This window comes from Mailhella sp. (genome assembly GCF_057866825.1).
The window spans coordinates 1-1795 of sequence record NZ_DBMAHT010000221.1; the positions used below are offsets into that span (position 1 = coordinate 1).

Sequence of the window (1795 nt, forward strand, 5' to 3'; positions counted from 1 at the left end):
CAGCTGCTTCTGGCGCTGGCAAGGCAGCTCGACGATACGGAAGATCCCGGACTCATGTGCGCCATGCGCGGCCTGTGCCACGGCATAGGCCAGTCGGGAGGCCCCTGCGGGCTCCTGACCGGCGGCGCAGCCGTGCTCGGCTGGCTCTCCAGCAAAAACGACGAGGAACCGCATCCCATGATCGACGCCATGACCAACGAATACGCCACATGGTTCATGGAACGGGTGAGCGCCTACGGCGGCACGGGCTGCGAAAACGTGTCCGCCGGACTGGCCGCAGCCGCGGGCGAGCCGCTTCCCGAAGGCGGCATGCCGCCCATGGAACTCTGCGGCGATCTGCTTGCGGAATGCTGGGAAAAGCTGCTCGACATCTACGAATCCTACGAACTCGACGGCGTGAGGAGCTGACATGCTGCTTGCCCAGACTCAGAGCCTGTGCCCCGTCTGTCTGCGCCTTATTGACGCCGGCTATTACCTTGAAGACGACACCGTCCATCTTCGCAAGCGCTGCCCGGAGCACGGCGAATTTCAGGTTCCCGCATGGAAGCAGGTCGAGGGCTCGCCCGCCTTTGCCGACTGGCGGAAAAATCCGCGCATTCCGGCCTATCCCGCGCATCCCGCCACCGCCGTTTCCCGCGGATGCCCCTATGACTGCGGTCTGTGCCCGGAACACGTTCAGCACACCTGCACGGGCCTCATCGAAGTGACCATGCGCTGTTCTCTGAGCTGCCCCGTGTGCTACGCCCGCGCGGGAAAATCTTCCGAGGATCCGTCGCCGGAGGCGGTGGGCAGGCAGATGGATGCGCTTTCCCGGGCGTCCGGGCCCTGCAACGTGCAGCTCTCCGGCGGAGAGCCCACGGAGCGCGACGATCTACCCGACCTCATCCGCATGGCAAAGGAAAAGGGATTTGCGCTCGTGCAGGTCAACACCAACGGTCTGCGCCTCGGCAGGGAAGCGGGGTACGCCGAATCGCTCCGGGCCGCGGGTCTGGATTCCGTGTATCTGCAGTTTGACGGCGTGGACGACGCGGTGTACCGCACGCTGCGCGGCCGCGACTGTCTGGCGCTCAAAGAGGCGGCCATCGAGGCCTGCGGACGGGCCGGGCTCGGCGTGGTGCTGGTATGCACGCTGGTGCGCGGCGTCAACGACGGGCAGGTCGGCGATCTTCTGCGCTTCGCGCTCTCGCGGGGCGGCCATGTGCGCGGCCTGCACTTTCAGCCGGTGTCGTCGTTCGGGCGCTTTCCGTGGGACATGGGGAATGCTCCGCGCATCACGCTGCCGGAACTCATGGTCTGCCTGGAAAAGCAGAGCCGCGGCATGGTGAAGGCCTCGCACTTTCATGCGCCCTCCTGCGAGCATCCGCTCTGCTCCTTCAGCGCCGTGTACGCCAGAAACGGCGACAACACGCTCGGCGAACCCGTGGGCGCGGCCTGCTGTTCCGGCGGAACCTCGACGGCTGCATCTCCCCGCGTGGTGGACAACGCCGAAGGCTCCCGCGCCTCGCGCGCCTTCACGGCCGCCCACTGGGCCTCGCCCCGCAAAGAGAGTTCCCTGAACGACGCCTTTTCCCGCTTCCTTGCCCGTTCCGGCGCAGAGCGGCGTTTCACGCTTTCCGCCATGGCCTTTCAGGACGCCCTCAGTCTGGATGTGGAGCGCGTTCGCGGCTGCTGCATCCACGTCGTGGCTCCCGATGGCAGAATGATTCCCTTCTGCCTCTACAATCTGACGAGCTTCGACAACATTCCTCTTTACCGGTCCGCGCCGAAGGAGGATTCCCGGTCATGACGCCGCCTC

2 protein-coding genes are annotated in these 1795 nt (G+C 65.9%); both read left to right on the forward strand.

The genetic code is table 11. The annotated features are described in order from the left end of the window. Window positions 1–408 (forward strand): C-GCAxxG-C-C family protein (locus ACZM96_RS10885; protein ID WP_489489081.1); only part of this gene is annotated, 408 nt, incomplete at its 5' end. 1 nt (window position 409) lies between these two features. After that, window positions 410–1786: a radical SAM (seleno)protein TrsS gene (trsS, locus tag ACZM96_RS10890; RefSeq protein ID WP_489489082.1), complete on the forward strand. Its 1377-nt coding sequence runs from the start codon at window positions 410–412 to the stop codon at window positions 1784–1786. The last annotated feature ends 9 nt before the right edge of the window (window positions 1787–1795 follow it).